The organism is Pantoea stewartii (genome assembly GCF_011044475.1).
Taxonomy (GTDB): domain Bacteria; phylum Pseudomonadota; class Gammaproteobacteria; order Enterobacterales; family Enterobacteriaceae; genus Pantoea; species Pantoea stewartii.
Genome location: NZ_CP049115.1, coordinates 305450 through 320243, shown reverse-complemented (window position 1 = coordinate 320243; position 14794 = coordinate 305450). Strand labels below are relative to the sequence as shown.

The 14794-nt window shown below is 58.4% G+C and carries 10 protein-coding genes; 5 read left to right on the top strand and 5 right to left on the bottom strand.

Annotated features, from left to right (window positions below; all coding sequences use genetic code 11):
* Positions 1-51: 51 nt before the first annotated feature.
* The 3 genes from G5574_RS01430 to G5574_RS01420 are packed head-to-tail and all read left to right on the top strand — an operon-like array spanning position 52 to position 6733.
* The gene (locus tag G5574_RS01430; protein WP_164481900.1) at positions 52-1395 is read left to right on the top strand and encodes an SrfA family protein; all 1344 of its coding nucleotides are present in this window, start codon (positions 52-54) and stop codon (positions 1393-1395) included.
* Between the two features lie 2 nt (positions 1396-1397).
* The gene (locus G5574_RS01425) at positions 1398-4361 is read left to right on the top strand and encodes a virulence factor SrfB (protein WP_039340438.1); all 2964 of its coding nucleotides are present in this window, start codon (positions 1398-1400) and stop codon (positions 4359-4361) included.
* Positions 4358-6733, top strand: coding sequence for a virulence factor SrfC family protein (locus G5574_RS01420; protein ID WP_058701953.1), 2376 nt, complete (start codon positions 4358-4360; stop codon positions 6731-6733). Before G5574_RS01425 ends, G5574_RS01420 begins: the two co-directional genes overlap by 4 nt.
* Here G5574_RS01420 and G5574_RS01415 read toward each other — a convergent pair.
* The 3 genes from G5574_RS01415 to G5574_RS01405 form a co-directional block, all read right to left on the bottom strand.
* The gene (locus tag G5574_RS01415; protein ID WP_164481899.1) at positions 6730-6993 is read right to left on the bottom strand and encodes a barstar family protein; all 264 of its coding nucleotides are present in this window, start codon (positions 6991-6993) and stop codon (positions 6730-6732) included. The genes G5574_RS01420 and G5574_RS01415 overlap by 4 nt on opposite strands.
* 2 nt (positions 6994-6995) lie before the next feature.
* On the bottom strand, positions 6996-7433 hold the full coding sequence (locus G5574_RS01410) for a ribonuclease domain-containing protein (protein ID WP_006119088.1): 438 nt from the start codon (positions 7431-7433) through the stop codon (positions 6996-6998).
* Positions 7434-7523: 90 nt separating this feature from the next.
* Entirely contained in the window at positions 7524-7871 is a 348-nt protein-coding gene (locus tag G5574_RS01405) for a helix-turn-helix domain-containing protein (protein ID WP_006119087.1), read from the bottom strand.
* Positions 7872-8230: 359 nt separating this feature from the next.
* On the opposite strand from G5574_RS01405, the gene G5574_RS01400 reads away from it, so the two are divergent.
* A complete protein-coding gene (locus G5574_RS01400; RefSeq protein ID WP_369974374.1) occupies positions 8231-9343 on the top strand; it encodes an efflux RND transporter periplasmic adaptor subunit in 1113 nt (370 codons plus the stop codon).
* A gap of 12 nt (positions 9344-9355) precedes the next feature.
* Positions 9356-12511: a multidrug efflux RND transporter permease subunit OqxB gene (oqxB, locus tag G5574_RS01395; protein ID WP_164481898.1), complete on the top strand. Its 3156-nt coding sequence runs from the start codon at positions 9356-9358 to the stop codon at positions 12509-12511.
* Between the two features lie 261 nt (positions 12512-12772).
* Here the strand turns inward: oqxB and G5574_RS01390 are convergent, their stop codons facing one another.
* Both G5574_RS01390 and G5574_RS01385 read right to left on the bottom strand, forming a co-directional pair.
* Entirely contained in the window at positions 12773-13267 is a 495-nt protein-coding gene (locus tag G5574_RS01390) for an RrF2 family transcriptional regulator (protein WP_006119082.1), read from the bottom strand.
* Between the two features lie 187 nt (positions 13268-13454).
* Positions 13455-14639: an MFS transporter gene (locus G5574_RS01385; RefSeq protein WP_164481897.1), complete on the bottom strand. Its 1185-nt coding sequence runs from the start codon at positions 14637-14639 to the stop codon at positions 13455-13457.
* Positions 14640-14794 lie beyond the last annotated feature (155 nt).

The following is a 14794-nucleotide window of genomic DNA, read 5'->3' as shown; positions in this document are numbered from 1 at the left end:
CGATAACACGCGATCTTCTGCCTCAGACAACGACCGATAAGGGCCTAACAGGTGGCAAAAACTTTTCTGCGCAGCGGCAATCTGGATGCGGTTCTGGCTTTAGGTGAGAACGGCCAGCCGGTATTTACGTCCGCCCTGCAAATCCGTGAGACCCTGCGTTTGCGCCGCCAAAGCGCACTGGCAGACTGCCTGGCGATTCCGCAAACCAATGAACGTGGCGACCGGCTTGACTGGTACGCCCCTTTTTCCGGCAAAGTCAAATCCTGGATGGCCGCGAGCGATTATGAACGCCGTCAGGCGTTGCAACATCTCACCGCCTGCCAGCAGGATCTGCAAGCCATTAGCGCCCGCGCCCGCGAGGCTGCCAATCCGGCGATGCGCCTGTTTGGCGCGCTACTCGGCAAGAGCCTGCAATTCCCTAATCAGCAATATGTTTATCTGGTGAACGGTAAACCTGTCATCACCTTTTGGGGATTTGTGGATGCGCAGGAGCGCAACCGTGATGATGCACTCGCCTGCCTGCGTGAAAGCCTGGAGGAGTCGCTGCCTGCTTCGCTGGTCGAACTGCCACCCGAGCCTGTTGTGCCGCCTGCGCCCGAACCGGTGGTGGTGCCCGAAACCGCCGCGGTGGTACCGCCGGTCGCAGAGGTGCCCGCGCCTGAGCCGGAACCTGTACCAGAGCCTGTGCCCGCTCAGGCCGCGCGTCGTCCGGCTTTCCGTCTGTGGTATCTGATTCCGACGCTGGCCGTTGCCGCAGCGGCCGCGACGGCGGTTATCCTGCATATGCCGCAATCGGAGCCCGTCACGCCGTCCGCCCGGGTCGCCCAAAATACCGCCCCTGTTGCCGCTATCAGGCCGGCAGCCATGGTGCCGGCTGAAAAACTGGCTGACACTTTGCCGCAGAAACCGGCCGCCGTGGTAGCGGGTGCGCAAACCGCCGCCAGCGCTGCGCCTGTGCCTGCAGCGGCACCGTCTGCGACGCTTTCCAACGTGGTTGCGCCTGCGGTGCCCGCGAAACCCGACGATCTGGTGGTGACACCGGATGCCGTCCGTGATGGTCAGGTTCAGGTGATTGACGGACGCTGGCGCGTGGAGATCGAAAACATCAAAACGCCAACCGGTAAACCCCCTGTCATGCACTTCCAGTTTAACAATGGCAAGGGCAGCGTACAGATCAACCAGGGGAACACCACCTGTAAGGCCGATGTCACGGCGGCGATGACCAGCGCGGGTAACATGGTGATAGAAAGCCGCTTTACCGCCCGGTGCGCGGACAAATCGCGTTACCGTATGCCGATGTTAGTGTGTCATTCCAGCATTGGCGCCGCCGCCTGCGAAGCGCAATACACCGGGGATCGTGTGTATCCCATTACGATTAAGCGTGAGAGTAAGTAACTATGTTGGCTCCCCTGATCGATGATAAGCAAAAAATTTCTCTGATTGAGAACAGCGGCGTGCAGTTCCTGGATTTTGGTCTGCAACTCTCCGCAACCCAGGCGCGCCGTCAGTTTGTGCGCCAGACCGCAAATGGCCCGTTACTGCGTCTGAATATGGACGGTAACAGCGGTAAATTTTTACTTTACCCGCAGGACGGTGGCGCACCGGAAGTCGTGCGTCCCGAAACCGATATCGCGCTGTCCGACTCCCTGACCTTACTGGAAGCCTGCTGGCTGCCGCTGCCAATGCTGCGTTGCGCCTCAGGTCGTCGCTTTATCGGCGGCCCGGAAAACTGGGCGCGCATGCGGTTAGTGGCGCTGGAGAAACCTGACAGCGCAGGCAACACGCACCGCGTTACGCTGGCGTTTGATACGCGCTGCGTGGCGGAAGAAGATGGCGGCGAACAGTTGGGACTGACGCCATCCGACGCACAGAACGGCGTTACCTTTGCCCTGGCCTGGCACAACTACGAGCTGGGGGAATTTCTTGATCACACCTGGGTAGATGGCTGGCTGCGCGAATCCTTCACCGACCGCGTGTCCGATCGCCGTGAACAGGCCATCAGCCAGGCGCTACGTGAGTTTGAATATCAGGCGCACTACCTCAACCTGCTGGAATTGCTGGGCGAGCAGCTTAACCTCACGGAGATTCACATCCAGGCCGCAACGCTGCAAACGCCAGCCGTCAACGTGGATATCATTCTTGACGTCGGCAACTCGCACACCTGCGGTATTCTGGTGGAAGACCATCCGGAAGAGAGCAACGGCCTGAAGCAGACCTACGAGCTGCAGATGCGCGATCTGTCTCAACCACATCGTGTGTATAACGAGCTGTTCGACAGTCGGCTGGAATTTGCCGAAGCGCGTTTTGGTAAAGCCAACTTTTCGCTGGAAAGCGGCCGTGAGCAGGCCTTTATGTGGCCTTCACTGACCCGCGTCGGACGCGAAGCCAGCCGCCTGGCCTTGCAGCGTGCCGGCCTGGAAGGCAGCACCGGGCTGTCCAGCCCGCGGCGTTACCTGTGGGACGAAGCGCGCTATCAGCCGGGCTGGCGCTTCAATCAGCAGAGCCCGCAAGGTGAACCGCAGGCCTGCGCCGCCCCTTTCACCTCACTGATGAATGACGAAGGTCAGCCGCTGTATGCGCTGCCGCTGGATGAACGCCTGCCGGTGTTCTCCGCTCACTACAGCCGCAGTTCACTCATGACGTTTATGCTGTGTGAGCTGCTGGCCCAGGCACTGATGCAAATGAACAGCGCGGCACAGCGTCAGCGCATGCCGCAAAGTCATGCACCGCGCCAGCTGCGTCATGTGATTCTGACGCTTCCGTCCGCCATGCCAAAACCTGAACGTGAAATCTTTCGTCGTCGCATGCAGGAAGCGATTGCGCTGGTGTGGAAAGCCGAAGGCTGGCATCCGGCCGACGAGGAATTTACGGCGGAGACGCAGGCGCAAAGCAGTAAACCCGTGCCGGACGTACAGATGGAGTGGGATGAAGCCACCTGCGGTCAGATGGTGTGGCTGTTTAACGAAACCCAGGTGAACTTTGCCGGCCGCGCAGAAGACTTCTTCAGCAGCATGGCGCGTCCGGATCGTCCGCGTGAAGCCGATGAGCAGCCCGGCAAGAGCCTGCGCATTGCCTCTATCGACATTGGCGGCGGCACCACCGACCTGGCGATTACCCAGTACCGTCTCGATGACGGCCAGGGCAATAACGTCAAAATTACGCCGCGTCTGCTGTTCCGTGAAGGCTTTAAGGTGGCAGGCGACGATATATTACTGGATGTGATTCAGCTGTGGGTTTTGCCGGCCCTGCAACAGAGCCTGCAGAAAGCCGGCCTGACGCTGGCCGAACCGCTGATCAACAAACTGTTTGGCCACGACAGCCGGATGGACGGTCAGGCGACGCTGCGGCAGCAAGCCACGTTGCAGGTGTTTATTCCCCTGGCGCAGGCGGTGCTTGAACGTTACGAGAACTGGGATCCCCTGGAAAGCCATGCCGAAATCAATGCGCTGTTTGGTGAGCTGGTCGATCAGCGTCCGGCAGACGCGGTGCTGGCGTTTGTTAATGGCGAAATCCAGCGTGAATTAGGCGGCAACAGCCGCTTTGACCTGCTTGAGGTGCCGCTGGTGGTCAGCATGGCGCAGCTTCACGGCGAGTTTATGCAGCACCGCATGGCGATCATTCCGGCACTGCGATCTATGTGTGAAGTGGTCTCACTGTATCAGTGTGACGTCCTGCTGCTGACCGGACGGCCCTCACGCTTCCCCGGCATTCAGGCGCTGGTGCGTCATCTGCAACCGCTGCCGGGCAGCCGAATTTTGTCGTTGGAAGGCTATCACACCAGTGACTGGTATCCGTTTAACAAACATGGTCGTATCGATAACCCGAAATCCACGGCCGCCGTGGGCGCGATGTTATGCCTGCTGGCCCTGGATTTGCGCCTGAGCAGCTTCTGGTTCCGCGCGGGGGATTTCGAGCCCTATTCCACGATCCGTTATCTCGGCATGCTGGACGAAAACCAGGCCCTGACCGATGAGAACCTGTGCTACAGCGACATCGACCTGGACGATCCCGCTTTCTCGCTGGATCGCAAAAGCAGCTTCCGGATTCGTGGCAACGTCTGTCTGGGCTTCCGCCAACTGGATAATGAACGCTGGCCCGCGTCGCCGTTGTACAGCCTGACGCTCAATGATGCCGCGCTGGCGCGCAAGGTTGCAGGTGAAAGCGTGCTGCGCGTGAAGCTGGCGGTGAAAGCCGGTCCGGATGCGCCTGGCCCCGAGACGTTGGTGTTAAGCGAAGCCCGACTGGACGATGGTACGCGCGTTCCGCTTGAACATCTGAGCCTCAAACTGAATACTCTCTCCGCCACTGGCAATGCCAATGCGCAATACTGGATTGACAGCGGGAGTGTATGTAAACGATGAGATCGGTTAAACCCCGCCAGCCGCAAACGCTGGCAAAACGCCTGAGTTTATTGCAGGACGCCCTGAATGGCAGCCTGGCATGGATTGAAAACACCCGCGAACAGTCGCCCCGTCTGGCACTGGAAGCCGAAACCCTGACCCTGCAGTTACGTCAGGCCCGTGTGCAAACGCAGGCGCTGGCGCAGCAGGTGGCCCGCCCCGTCACCTTAGCCCTGTTTGGGCAGTCTCAGGCAGGCAAAGCCTGGTTGTTAACGGAGATGGTCGCCGATGCCCAGGGACAGTTAATCACCGCGCTAAGCGACAAGCCGGTTAACTATTTTCAGCATATCAACCCGGGTAATCTTGATTTCGCCACGGCGACGCGGTTTACCCATCAGCGCGAGCCGCTGTCGTCGGAGTGGCCGGTAGAGCTGGCCCTGATGAGCGAAGCCGAGGTGCTACGCCTGGCGATTTCGTGTGGCGAAGGCGTCAGCCAGCCCGATACCGCAAACATCGACAGCGTGATACAACGTCTGCAGCGTCACCGCTTAACGACGCCACTGCCTGGCCTGGAGAGCGATGCGCTGGTCACGCTCTGGTCATGGTGCCGCCGCCATCATTTGTATGATGCACAACTGGATCGGCACTTCTGGCCTCAGGCGGTTGAACTGGCCCCGTGGCTGAGCGTTGACGATCGGGTCCAGTTGTTCTCTCTGCTCTGGCCCGCCGAACCGGCCCTGAATGAGCTGGTGCGGAGCTTGCTGCATCTGCGCCACCAACTGCGCAACAGTACACGCGTGCTGGGGCCGCTTAGCCTGTTAACCGATTCGTCTCTGCTGCCTGCCGAACAGCTTATCGTCCCGGCCAGCGAACAGGATCTCTCGCTGCACATTGAGATCTGCCCGTTAAACGGAAACCGCCTGGCCAAGCCGCAACATGTGGCGCTGGGATTACTGGCGCTGCTGACGCTGGAGGTGACGATTCCGCTCAGTTCCACGCCGCGCACCGCGATCTATGACGAAGCGGACATGCTGGAGCTGCCTGCACCCGGTACGCCGAGTGATGCGGCGCTGCGGGAAGAACGCCAGCGCCTGCAGCAGCAGGATGCGCTGCGCGCACGGCTGCTGGAGCACAAACGTACACTGCTCCCCGGCATCTATGCCGCCCGCCAGGGCATCGATTTGCTGCTGATCTGCACCGCCGCCAGCCAGCGTCAGGATGTGGATATCGCCAGCCGCGCCCTGCGCGAATGGCAACGCCTTCAGCCGAAAAACGACGCGGGTGAAAAACCGCGTCTGATTTGGGCGATCACGCCTTATGATGCGCGCCATCAGCAGGTGAATGTGGATGAGGCGGTACAGCGTCAGGTCGGCCAGCCGGGTCAGCAATGGGGTTCCATGCTGGCACTGGATCGCGCCGGTGTGGATCGCATGTCCGAATGGTTACAGGATGAGATGCAGCCAGAGGCCCGCCGCGATCAGCTTATCGCGCAACTGGCGCAAATTCAGCACATGGTCGTTGAACGTCGGCTACAGCCCTGGACCGAAGCCGGTGCGTCACCCGATCAGGCGGCGCGCAAGCAGAACATCGCGGATACCTTGTTGAAATGCCTGCAACATCGCACCGGTTTGCATGGAGAACTGCTGGAGCGGTTGCAGCCTTCCCGTGAAGCCCTGCGTCAGCTGTGGCTGAATCAGTCGGGCTCATCCGTTCCTGCCGCCACCACCAGTATTCAGGCACCGGAGAACCAGTTTGGTATCGGTTTTGAGTTCGACCTGTTCAGCGATGCTGAAATTGAACAGCCCGCGCCTCAGCAGTCCAGCTTTGGCCAGGGCCTGACTCAGTTCCCGCGCCAGGTCTTCAGCCTGTGGCTGAACCATCTGCGCCAGTTGCCGGAAAATCAGAGCCTGCTCACGCTGCTGAATATCGACAAAGCCACGATGGAATGGTTAATAGAAGAACTGATCACCGCCAGTTTCCGCACCGGTATCCTGCAGTCGCTGCAAACCGCCCTGCATGAACCGGACGCGCAGAGCATGTCGCATGAGTCGCGCGCCGATCGTCAGGTGACGCGTGCCATGACGGTATTGGGGGATTTCGTCGCGTGGCTGGGCTTCCTGCAGCGTCCGGAAGCGGAACGTCCGGCCAGCCGGGTTAACCGTGGCCAGTCGATCTTCTCACGTCCGCCTGCGCCGAGTGTGAATTTCAGCGCCGGTCAGCGACTGACAAAACTGTCGGCTACGCCAGCAAACCACACGGCGTACTACATATATGACTGGCTGGTGGGCCTGAACACGGTCATTATCGAAAACAACGGCTATACCGGTGGAGGCGATCTGCCGGTCAGCGCGCGCGAAGCGCTAGCCGACCTGCTCAAACCGCTGCGTAACTAAGCGTATATCAGGTGCAGTTCGCCACTCAGCGACTGCGCCGCCTCTTCCAGCAACGCCAGAACCGGGGCCAGATCCGCGTCGTGTCGATCGGCATTCAGCAGATAAATCTCCGCCGGCAGGGCCATGCCACCTGTCAGCCAGTCCCAGAGCGCGTCCAGGTTATTGCCGAAGTCGCCGGAACAGTCGCTTTGCGCGGCAAACTGCCGGTAAAAGGCATCGCGATCCGCCAGCTCACCGAGATCAAACCGTAGGCGCAACATCGTTACTGCACCGGCTTAAAACTGCGATAGTGGTCAGTGGAAAGAAACACCAGCCCGTCTGACGAATATACCAGGCGATCCGCCTCACGATGGCCACAGCGGTAGTTCACATCCGCCTCATACCACTGCCGATCGGAACGTTCAGGTAGCTTTCTTTCGCGGTTGGAAAAGCGATCGCCGCCAATCGCCCGACCCGGGAGCACGTCACACAGATTGCCCTTCGCAGGATTCCAGCCCAGACGGCGAGCCTGCTTCTTTGTGATGTAGTAATCGGGCAATTGCTGATGCTGTAGCACCCAGCGGGCGACGGTTCGCACATCCGTTAAGGCGGCGATGTCTGCGGCAGAGGTTTTGGCAGGTGCAGACGTCAGATAGGGTCGCAGACCTATCCAGGAGAGGATAAGGATGAGGACTAATCCTAACCACAGTTTTTTTGACATGATGACATCCCTGGAAAACAGGATGCAGATAATAGCAGTTTTCTCAGCGGATAAAACAGCGCGGGCCAGATGACCTGGCCCTGGCGGGGTTTACTGCATTGCAGCCTGCGACGGCACACTGTGACGACGCCACGCACCCGGAGCAACACCATACTGACGCTTGAAGCTGCGGTTGAACGACTGCTGCGAGTCAAAGCCTAGCGAAATGGCTACGTTCAGAATAGGTTCATTGGTGCTGGTCAGGCGATCCGCTGATTTTTTTAATTTTTTCATACGGATATATTCACCCAGTGGATAGCCTGTGTGCTCTTTAAACATCCGTTGCAGGTGCCATTTTGAGTAGCCCGCGCGCTCAGAAACCGTATCGAGATCGAGGCGTGCTTCAATATTGTTGTCAATCCAGTTAATCAGATCGTGAATAAAAGCGTTACTCATCATTTGTCTTCTCCGGTCGCGACAGCGAACAGTATTAGTATCAGTTGCAGTTACACTTAAAGCGTGACTGACAATGCCATTTAATGCAAGTTTAATTAATACATTAAATGCCGCACATTTTATGGGGACTTACCTCATGCCCTGTCAGGCTGGATGCTGGCCGATAAATCATCGCTCATCAGACCGCACATAAAGTGTATCAGTTATTCTTGCAGTTCTCAGACACACAAGCCTACACTCCTCGCGATAAATTGCAACCATAGAAGTTGCAAATATTGGCCTGCGGGCTTTACTTCACTGTTCATCGCGGAATCACAACAATGATAAGCAACTGGGTTCGTCAGGGAGTTACCCTGCTGGGGATGGGACTGGTCATCAGTCAGTTAAGTGGATGTGACACGGGTCAGGCGAACAGCGCCCCGCCGCCGCCGCCCGAGGTGAGTGCGGCTGTGGTGGTGACAAAACCGGTCAGTCAGTGGGACAGCTTTAATGGCCGCATAGAAACGGTTGAAAGCGTCCAACTGCGTCCACGGGTTTCAGGCTACATCACCACGGTTAATTACCATGAAGGGGATGAGGTGAAAAAGGGTCAGGTCCTGTTCACCATTGACGACCGTAGCTACCGCACCGCACTGGATCAGGCGAGAGCCTCGCTGGCGCGTGCGCGGAGTCAGGCCAGCCTGACCCGCAGTGAATCGGCGCGCACAGAAAAACTGCTCGGTACTCAGGCGGTATCACGTGAGATGTGGGAGCAGCGACGCGCCAGCGCCAGCCAGGCGCAGGCCGATGTGCAGGCCGCCGAGTCGGCTGTCGCCATGGCCCAGCTGAATCTGGATTTTACCCGCGTCACGGCACCCATTGACGGCCGCGCTAGCCGGGCCATGATCACCGCAGGAAACCTGGTAACCGCCGGGGACAGCGCCAGCGTTCTGACGACGCTGGTTTCACAAGACAAGATGGTGGTCTATTTCGACGTCGATGAAACTACCTTCCTGCACTACCAGGCCATGGCGCGTCAGGGCCAGCAACGTCATGCCCTGCCCGTCGAGATTGCGCTGGCAGGCGAACAGGGTTACCCGCACCGGGGTAACGTCGACTTCCTGGATAACCAACTCAACGCCAGCACCGGCACCATTCGCATGCGTGCGCAGCTGGATAACCATCAGCGTATCTTTACGCCTGGCCTCTTTGCGCGCGTTCGCCTGCCGGGTCGTGCAACCTTCAACGCCCTGTTAATTGACGATAAAGCCGTGCTGACCGACCAGGATCGCAAATATGTTTATATCGTTGATGCTCAGGGGAAAGCGCAGCGCCGCGACATTAAGCCTGGTGCCATGGCTGACGGACTGCGTATCGTCGAGGCCGGTTTGCAGGCGGGCGACCGGGTCATCGTTGCCGGACTGCAAAAAGTGTTTATGCCCGGAATGCCGGTGACGGCCAAAACTGTCGATATGGCCGCTACCGCCGCTCAATAACCCGAGGTTGATATGGATTTTTCCCGCTTTTTTATTGATCGGCCAATCTTTGCCGCCGTGCTGTCGGTATTGATTTTCATGACCGGCCTGATCGCCATACCGTTATTGCCCATCAGTGAGTATCCCGACGTGGTGCCGCCGAGCGTGCAGGTGCGCGCCGAATACCCCGGCGCGAACCCAAAGGTCATTGCCGATTCCGTGGCGACCCCGCTGGAAGAAGCGATTAACGGCGTCGAAAACATGATGTACATGAAGTCCGTCGCCGGTTCGGATGGCGTGCTGGTGACCACCGTCACGTTTCGTCCCGGCACCGATCCGGACCAGGCGCAGGTTCAGGTACAAAACCGTGTCGCTCAGGCGGAAGCGCGACTGCCTGAAGACGTGCGCCGGCTGGGCATTACGACGCAAAAAATGTCGCCTACGCTGACCTTAGTGGTGCATCTGTTTTCGCCGGGCAGTACCTATGATTCTCTTTACCTGCGTAATTACGCCACGCTGAAAGTGAAAGACGAACTGGCCCGCCTGCCAGGCGTCGGGCAGATCCAGATCTTTGGTGCAGGCGAATATGCCATGCGCGTCTGGCTGGATCCCAATAAGGTGGCCGCACGCGGCCTGACCGCCGCCGACGTCGTCAGCGCAATGCAGGAGCAGAACGTGCAGGTTTCTGCCGGGCAGCTTGGTGCGGAACCGCTGAAAAAGCAGAGCGATTTTCTGCTGTCGATCAACATGCAGGGCCGGCTCGAAAATGAGCAGCAGTTCGGCGATATCATTTTAAAAACCGCTGAGGACGGCTCGCTGGTGCGGCTGCGCGATGTGGCACGCATCGAAATGGGTGCGGGCAGCTATGCGTTGCGTTCGCAGCTGAACAATAAAGATGCCGTCGGCATTGGTATTTTTCAGGCCCCCGGGGCCAACGCGATCGATCTTTCCAACGCGGTGCGAGCCAAAATGGATGAGCTGGCCACCCGCTTTCCTGACGATGTGAAATGGGCAGCGCCCTACGATCCCACTGTGTTTGTGCGCGACTCCATCAAGGCCGTGGTCCAGACTCTGCTGGAGGCAGTCTTTCTGGTCGTGCTGGTGGTGATTCTGTTCCTGCAAACCTGGCGGGCCTCGATCATTCCCCTGCTGGCGGTCCCTGTTTCCGTGGTGGGCACGTTCAGCGTGCTTTACCTGCTCGGATTCTCGCTTAACACCCTGAGCCTGTTCGGTCTGGTGCTGGCCATCGGCATCGTGGTGGATGATGCCATCGTGGTGGTGGAAAACGTTGAGCGCAATATTGAAATGGGTCTGTCACCCAAAGCGGCGGCGCATCAGGCCATGCGCGAAGTATCGGGGCCGATTATCGCTATCGCGCTCGTGCTCTGTGCCGTGTTTGTGCCGATGGCGTTTCTGTCGGGCGTCACCGGTCAGTTTTACAAGCAGTTTGCCACCACCATTGCCATTTCGACCGTCATCTCTGCCATCAACTCGCTGACCTTATCGCCTGCGCTGGCAGCAATGTTGCTTAAGGATCACCAGGCCGCCAAAGACAGGCCCACGCGCCTGATCGACTGGCTGTTTGGCTGGATTTTCCGCCCGTTTAACCGTTTCTTTCACCGCACGGCCCATGGCTACGAGTCGATGGTAGCGAAAACCCTGCGGCGGCGCGGCGCGGTGTTTGGCGTGTATCTGGTGTTACTGGCGGGTGCCGGCTGGATGTTCCATGCCGTACCGGGCGGATTTATCCCCACGCAGGATAAGCTTTACCTGATTGGCGGCGTGAAAATGCCGGAAGGATCGTCGCTGGCGCGCACGGATGAGGTCATCCGGCAGATGAGTGAAATCGGTCTGCAAACGGAAGGCGTGGCCTATGCGGTTGCCTTCCCGGGCCTGAATGCGCTGCAGTTTACTAATACGCCGAACAGCGGCACGGTGTTTTTCGGCCTGAAACCTTTCAGTGAACGTAAGCGCACGGCGGCGGAGATTAACGCGGACATCAATGCAAAAATCGCCCGTATCCAGCAGGGGTTTGGCTTCTCCATTATGCCGCCACCGATTCTGGGTCTGGGCCAAGGTTCGGGCTATTCGATTTATGTACAGGATCGGGCCGGATTGGGCTATGGCGCACTGCAAACCGCGATTAATACACTCTCCGGCGCGGTAATGCAGACGCCGGGCATGCACTTCCCAATCTCGTCTTATCAGGCCAACGTACCGCAACTGGATGTGCAGGTTGACCGTGATAAGGCCAAGGCACAGGGCGTGGCGCTGACGGATTTGTTCAGTACGCTGCAAACTTATCTGGGGTCATCCTATGTTAATGACTTTAACCGCTTTGGCCGGACCTGGCGGGTGATGGCACAGGCAGATGGCGAATTTCGTGACAGCGTGGAGGACATTGCCAACCTGCGTACCCGCAACGATCGTGGCGAGATGGTGCCCATCGGCAGCATGGTGCATATCACCACCACTTACGGGCCCGATCCGGTTATTCGTTACAACGGCTATCCGGCGGCGGACCTGATCGGTGATGCGGACCCTCGGGTACTGTCCTCCGCCCAGGCGATGCGCCAGCTTGAGGCGATGTCCGGCCAGCTGTTGCCGAACGGCATGAACATCGAATGGACCGACCTCAGCTACCAGCAGGCGACGCAGGGCAATACCGCGCTGATTGTTTTCCCGGTGGCGGTGTTACTGGCCTTCCTGGTGCTGGCCGCGCTGTATGAGAGCTGGACGTTACCGCTGGCGGTGATCCTGATTGTGCCGGTTACCATGCTGTCGGCCCTGCTGGGCGTGTGGTTAACAGGCGGAGACAACAACGTCTTTGTGCAGGTCGGTCTGGTGGTGCTGATGGGCCTGGCCTGTAAGAACGCCATTCTGATTGTGGAGTTTGCGCGCGAACTGGAGATGCAGGGTAAAGGGATTGTCGACGCCGCGCTTGAGGCCTGTCGGTTACGTCTGCGCCCTATCGTGATGACCTCTATCGCCTTTATCGCCGGAACTATTCCGTTGATTCTGGGGGAAGGCGCAGGCGCGGAAGTCCGCGGCGTGACGGGCGTCACGGTGTTCTCCGGTATGTTAGGCGTGACGCTGTTTGGCCTGTTTTTAACGCCGGTGTTTTATGTGGCGCTGCGTAAGCTGGTGACGCGTAACGCCGCGCGCTCGGTTACGGAACACGCGCAGTAATGCGTGTGCCCCGACGATCCTGCGGACGTCGGGGCACTGCCTCTCAACGTCAGTATATACAACGCCCGACCCGTGCCCTGGCAGAGCCGGTTAGCGTTTATTTTATTTAAAAGGCGTTGTGTGCGCGCGGACGGGATTACTGAGTACGGGCGTTCGTCAGAGACATACGGAGAGGACGTGACGGTGAAAGCTGCCGATGATGAATGCAACACCCTTGCACGTGATGGTCGTCAGTTTACATAAGACGTAAAAAAAGCCGCATCAGCGGCTTTTTTTGCAGTCGGTATCCGGTTCCGTCACCTCAGGCTCAGGCACGGCGGTGCAGTTGCTGGTGTCGTGGGTTTTCAGCTCATTTAACGCGTCGGCGACGGTGCGCTTCGCGAGTACCGCCAGTGACGCCTGCTCGGCTTCCTCGGCAATCGATTTAAAATACCAGCACAGGTTGGCGCTGACCAGGCAACGCGGTGCCACATCCGGGCGAGCCGCCCAGAGTTTTTTATCATCTGTCACAGAGACATAAATATCACGCAGCGTGATTTCGGCTGCGGGTCTGCCCAAATGAATGGAACCCGTACGACCCAGCGTGGACACGATAATGCCATCACGGGTTAATGGCACCATTAACTTACGTATAAAGCTCGGGTTTGCTTCAAGCCCGTAAGCGAGAATCGCGCTGGTAGAGCGTTTTCCCATTTGCTCCGCCACCGCCACACTCAGAACCATTTGCAAAGCTGTCGGGAAGCGATAATCAAGCATCTTTGTATCCTGAATTGCGGTGCATTCTTGTTGTTATATAGCCGCCTAAGTGAACCAACAAACAGGGATGAATATAACAAACACTGTCACTTTTTAGAAGCAACCCACCCGCCACAAGGCACATATTCCCCACCCGGAAGCCCGCGACCGCACAAGGTGCTTATTTGCCCAGCGGTAGCGGACAGCATTAGCGCACAGATGGCGCTGGCGCTGGAAGCCGCTTTTTCAGTGCCACCACCAGCAGCAGATTTATCACTGCCAGTGTGCACAGTAACCACAGCGTGGCTTTGGGCCCCAACGTCGCAAACACATAGCCCACGCCTAACGGCGTTACCGCCTGCCCCATTAACGCCGGACGCGCCATCCGGCCTGCCAGTACCGCGTACGCTTCAGGTTTTACCATCATCAGCGGCAAAGTGCCGCGCACAATGGCACGTAAGCCGTTTCCCGCACCGTAAAAGATCATACTTAACAGGGCCAGTTGCGGAAACAGCGCCAGCAACAACAACCCCAGCGCCACCAGCCCCACCGAAAAAAAAGTGGTCCAGATGGGATGGCCCCCTTTAAAGGCCATATCAATGAGACGGGATGCCACCTGGCACGGCCCCAGCAGCGTACTGATTGCCAGCGCCGCCGCCATGCTGTAACCACTGGCCTGCAACAGGGTGATAAGCTGCACCGAAATGGCCGTCATAATCACCGAGGCCAGCGTGAAAATGGCGCACAACAGGTAAAACAAGACTGCGGGCAAATCCGGCGCTGTGCCGGGTGCGCTTTTACGTTTGACGGGTGAGATAAGATGGCCTTTGGGCAAAGCATAAAAATAGGCCGGTAAGACGCTGACCAGCAACAGCGCGGCGATGGCGAAACACGCGCCCCGCCAGTTCAGCCAGTGAATAAGCAGCGCGGTGGCAGGCCAGACCACGCTGGTACAAAAACCGGAAATCAGGGTTATGCCGGTAATGGCGCTGCGTGCCTGCCCACCATAACGGGTGCCCAGCGTCGCAAACAGCGCATCATACAGCCCCATCGCCATGCCGATACCGATGATGACCCAGGCCAGTAAAAACACCGGTAAGTGATGGCTGCATCCCATAAGGGTAAGCCCTGCCGCCATCACGATGCCATTGAGTGCCAGCATCAGGCGACCGCCCGTGCGTACAATAAGGTAGCCACAGCGCGGAGCGAGCAACCCAGACACTAAAATGCCCAGCGATAACGCGCCGTAAACCCACTGTTGCGACCATCCGGTTTCTGCTACAACAGGCGCGGCCATGACCGCCATCAGATAAAACGAACCGCCCCAGGAGAGGATCTGAACCAGGCCCAGCGTGACAATTTGCGTGACACCCGGCTTTTTAATCACGTCCATGTTGAGGATCCGTTAGCAAACAAAGTGTTTTTATAACATGTTCAGCTAAAAGGAAAAATGCCGCCGTTGGCTTTACCGCTTTTTTACGCGCCCCAACGGTCCGGTTACCAACGCGCCCCAGCGAAATTTCTTCTCCCTGTGGTGGTAGAGCACAC

Bases quoted from the DNA above. Each gene is read 5' to 3' on its own strand.
- G5574_RS01415 (WP_164481899.1), bottom strand. From the start codon at position 6,993: ATGTTGCGCCTACGGTTTGATCTCGGTGAGCTGGCGGATCGCGATGCC.
- G5574_RS01405 (WP_006119087.1), bottom strand. From the start codon at position 7,871: ATGATGAGTAACGCTTTTATTCACGATCTGATTAACTGGATTGACAAC.
- G5574_RS01400 (WP_369974374.1), top strand. From the start codon at position 8,231: ATGGGACTGGTCATCAGTCAGTTAAGTGGATGTGACACGGGTCAGGCG.
- G5574_RS01410 (WP_006119088.1), bottom strand. From the start codon at position 7,433: ATGTCAAAAAAACTGTGGTTAGGATTAGTCCTCATCCTTATCCTCTCC.
- G5574_RS01385 (WP_164481897.1), bottom strand. From the start codon at position 14,639: ATGGACGTGATTAAAAAGCCGGGTGTCACGCAAATTGTCACGCTGGGC.
- G5574_RS01420 (WP_058701953.1), top strand. From the start codon at position 4,358: ATGAGATCGGTTAAACCCCGCCAGCCGCAAACGCTGGCAAAACGCCTG.
- G5574_RS01425 (WP_039340438.1), top strand. From the start codon at position 1,398: ATGTTGGCTCCCCTGATCGATGATAAGCAAAAAATTTCTCTGATTGAG.
- oqxB (WP_164481898.1), top strand. From the start codon at position 9,356: ATGGATTTTTCCCGCTTTTTTATTGATCGGCCAATCTTTGCCGCCGTG.
- G5574_RS01390 (WP_006119082.1), bottom strand. From the start codon at position 13,267: ATGCTTGATTATCGCTTCCCGACAGCTTTGCAAATGGTTCTGAGTGTG.